Consider the following 1,037-nt stretch of genomic DNA (forward strand, 5'->3'; position numbering starts at 1 on the left):
TTTGATTCACATAATTCTCTAAAGCCAAATAAACTAAAGTGCTTTTCGGTACACCACTTTCTTTGCTATACTCGTCCAACCAACCATTTAACTTCTTTACAAATACGAGTATTAACACGAACCATTTCACTCATCTAATCACCTCTTGTATATCGTACGACATAAATATAACATCAGTTTAAACACAATATCAACACTAAGATACACCAGAACAATGTAAAAGTGGGACTCTATCCGCTATTAATATAAACAAGTTAAGAAAAACAAAAAGAGAGCATCATATTGACACCCTCTTGACACACAGAGAAGCACACGCTAATATCATAAACGAGTATAGTTCTTAATATTTTCTAATATAGATAACCAACAGTCCTGTAGAATGGGGTCCACCGCCAAGTGATCCATTTCTTCAAGGGCTTTTTTTATACTCTCTTTAGTTCTACGAGGGAACTCTTTCATATCCATAGTTCCATTAGAATAACAAATCAAACAAGCTTTTAATGCCCCTTTAACATTATTCAAATTAAAAATCGAGAATGTATAAGATTCATCAATACTAAACGGAGGACTCTTCCTTATTTCGTCTACCACTACACCGTCAGAGTCTCTCCAACTATACTCAATACGAGTCAAATTCTCTTCTTCTATCATTCTTTTAAAATGATTATATAACTCCTTTTTCTTATCATATATCTTCAAATATCCATCTTTATTTCTATTTCCATAATAAACAGTTCCTTTATGTCTATCCTGTTGCTTTCCTGTTTTACTATAAGACACAATATCACTCATATGACGCTCTATATCAAAAGCAATATCCATACCATAAACCACTCGCTTATTAGACTTCAAAACTGCATTTAACGTATGAAAAACGGTTTCAAACACTTTTTCATAACTATCTTTTTGCAACTCGTTATTTTCAAATTTAGAAGGGTTAAAATCAACTTTCATATCATAGCTATCTTTTTCCTTTTCCGAATTATGTTTCCACCCTATATAAACTGCACCTTCACCATATCCAATATGTATAACTC

At 32.3% G+C, this 1,037-nt stretch carries 1 protein-coding gene; it reads right to left on the minus strand.

Annotated elements, in window-relative coordinates:
• Positions 1–321 precede the first annotated feature (321 nt).
• On the minus strand, positions 322–1,037 hold a 716-nt coding region (locus ABHN01_RS25820), incomplete at its 5' end, for a hypothetical protein (RefSeq protein ID WP_429877916.1).

Origin of the sequence: Fictibacillus sp. NRS-1165 (assembly GCF_050468105.1) — a bacterium.
GTDB classification, from domain to species: Bacteria; Bacillota; Bacilli; order Bacillales; family Fictibacillaceae; genus Fictibacillus_C; species Fictibacillus_C terrinigri.